The 1,969-nt window shown below is 60.5% G+C and carries 2 protein-coding genes; both read left to right on the forward strand.

Annotated features, from left to right (window positions below; all coding sequences use genetic code 11):
- The first annotated feature begins 354 nt into the window (after positions 1-354).
- Entirely contained in the window at positions 355-702 is a 348-nt protein-coding gene (locus WN73_RS11870; RefSeq protein WP_271552902.1) for a hypothetical protein, read from the forward strand.
- Positions 703-1,255: 553 nt separating this feature from the next.
- Positions 1,256-1,714 carry a small heat shock protein HspA gene (gene hspA / locus WN73_RS11875; RefSeq protein WP_271552903.1) on the forward strand — a complete coding sequence of 153 codons (459 nt, stop codon included), beginning with the start codon at positions 1,256-1,258 and terminating at the stop codon, positions 1,712-1,714.
- The last annotated feature ends 255 nt before the right edge of the window (positions 1,715-1,969 follow it).

The raw sequence follows: 1,969 nt of genomic DNA on the forward strand, positions 1-1,969 counted from the left end.
AGGCAGGCGTGATCGATCCCGCCAAGGTCGTTCGCACCGCGTTGCAGGATGCGGCTTCCGTAGCCGCGCTGCTGATCACGACGGAAGCGCTGGTCGCCGAGAAGTCGAAGAAGTCCGAGCCGGCGCCCGCAGCGCCGCCGATGGACTTCTAGTCCAGATCGAGCCCGGCCGCCACCGGCCGGGCTCAACCACTAACCAAAAGAGAAAGGAACGCAAAGCACAAGGAGACCCAGATGAGCACACGCATGCAATCTCGATCGCGCAAGAGCGGGGCGACTGTAATGCATTGGCTCATGTTCGCCCTCAGCCTTCTCACGATCGCCTGGATCAGTTTTCGACCGATTGGAGGATGAGATGATCAGAGATCAAACCATTGTCTCCGCTCGTGCGGAGAGCCGCAAACAAGCCTTCGGACAGCGCGTGGTCCGCGGGATTCTCACGGCCTCGATGACAGCGGTCCTGATCCTGCCGTCGCTGGGGGCTTGGGGGGTGGATGGCCCGCGCAGCAAGCCGGAGTCGGGGCAGGTTTTCGGGACGATCGCGCTGCCGCCGATCCCTTATCTGGATTCGATGCCCTGGTTGACGTGGGGCGCCGGCGTGAACGCGTTGAAGGTCGACATGCTCCTTTCACCGATCCTGGACCCATCGGGAATCAAGCTTATGCCGAAAGACCGCAATAGGGAGAGACCAGCAATCGGCTAGTTTCATTTCACTCACCGGGATGCGATCTCGACCGATTGCGCTGATCGCATCCCCCGGCCGGATCCCCTCGCTATTCGATCATGTCTGACTACTGACCAGCGTCCGGTTTCCGCCTGAGACGCTCGTATTTGAGCGGCCCGCAGGGTCCGATCCTTCGTGGTTGAGAGCCAACGCAGAGTAATCGAGCATTGCGGCGACTTCTCAGAACACAGGATCTCGCTGCAGAAGAGTTTACACGCCTGACGATCGAAACTCAGTCACGATATAGCCGCGGCGTACTTCCGACGTAGCGACGGGTCTGGTGGGGCCTTGGAGACGTTTTCCACCGCTCCCGTTGATTTTGCCTGACTTTGAAGACGTGCTCCGCGCTCGGTAACCATGGATTAGTCCTCAGACAAAAATTCCCGGTTTCCGGCTTGAAACCAAAAGTCGATTTGCTAGTTTTTTGCTTGCCGCGACAAGCGGCCCGGGCGCCCTGCGGGCCCGGCGGAGACGGGCGCCGGAGGTGTCCGACGCCTGCTCGTACCCATCTTGCTCCTTGGAGGATTTGGCTATGAGGCGTTACAACATCAGCCCCCTGTGGCGATCAACTATCGGCTTCGACCGCGTGTTCGATCTGTTCGACGCGGCCCGGCACACCGCGGGCGAAGCCAACTACCCACCCTGCAACATAGAACGCCTGTCTGACGACCGGTATCGGATTTCGCTGGCTTTGGCCGGTTCCTCCCCCGATGAGATCACCGTGACGGCCGAACAGAGCGTGCTCACCATCGAAGGCCGCAAGGGCGAAAAAGGACGGCGGGACTTCGTCTATCGAGGCATCTCGTCGCGACCTTTCAAGCGGCAGTTCGGTCTGGCTGCCCACGTCCGGGTCGAGGGAGCACGGTTCGACAACGGCCTGCTGCAGATCGAGTTGGTTCGCGAGATTCCGGACGCCATGAAGCCTCGCCGGATCCCGATTGACAATCTGGCCGCATCCGACGTCCAGCAGATCGAGCGCGAAGCGGCCTGACGGCTTGGTTGTTCGACGGGCTCACCGCAAGGCCGAGCCGCTTACCGGCCGCCGCACCTGTGCCGGCGTGTCCGTGCTCGTGCCCCTCGATCAAGCGAGATCGAGCCGGTCGATTGAGGCCCGATGAAACGAGTCCAATTCCTTAGCTCTAATGGGGGTTTGCAAGATGTTTAACAATGCCGCTCTACCTGCCCCGTCTGTCGACGCTGGGCTGTCGAAATATCTCGTCGAGATCCGTAAGTTTCCCTTTCTCAA

Source organism: Bradyrhizobium sp. CCBAU 45394 (genome assembly GCF_028128655.1).
In the GTDB taxonomy this organism is placed as follows: Bacteria; Pseudomonadota; Alphaproteobacteria; order Rhizobiales; family Xanthobacteraceae; genus Bradyrhizobium; species Bradyrhizobium diazoefficiens.

Bases quoted from the DNA above. Each gene is read 5' to 3' on its own strand.
- WN73_RS11870 (WP_271552902.1), top strand. From the start codon at position 355: ATGATCAGAGATCAAACCATTGTCTCCGCTCGTGCGGAGAGCCGCAAA.
- hspA (WP_271552903.1), top strand. From the start codon at position 1,256: ATGAGGCGTTACAACATCAGCCCCCTGTGGCGATCAACTATCGGCTTC.